We start from the raw sequence: 298 nt of genomic DNA on the forward strand, positions 1-298 counted from the left end.
CGTCTGCAGCCCGGGGTCTGGACGAGAATCCGGGGTCTCGGCGGGGGAAGAGGAGAGGTCCACCACGGATGCCGCCCCGCGGCCGGCATCCGTCAGCAGCGCCTGCGCGGTCGCCGGATCCACGGCGGTCGCGAGCACGGCGAGGTCGGGGCCCGCATCCCGCAGCCGCGCGGCGAGCTGGTCGCGCTCGGCGGCGGTGAGCCGGTCGACGCCGTCGAGGACCACCAGGCGCGTCCGCCCGCGCAGGGCCTCGGAGACCTGTGCCGCGGCATCCGCCTCGCCGAGCAGGACGACGCCG

At 77.5% G+C, this 298-nt stretch carries 1 protein-coding gene; it reads right to left on the reverse strand.

What is annotated here, in order from left to right:
* Positions 1-298, reverse strand: a 298-nt coding sequence (locus tag KI686_RS16395) for a hypothetical protein (protein ID WP_237590386.1), incomplete at both ends; no start/stop codon positions are given.

It is taken from the genome of Polaribacter sargassicola (assembly GCF_021991835.1).
Taxonomy (GTDB): Bacteria; Bacteroidota; Bacteroidia; order Flavobacteriales; family Flavobacteriaceae; genus Polaribacter; species Polaribacter sargassicola.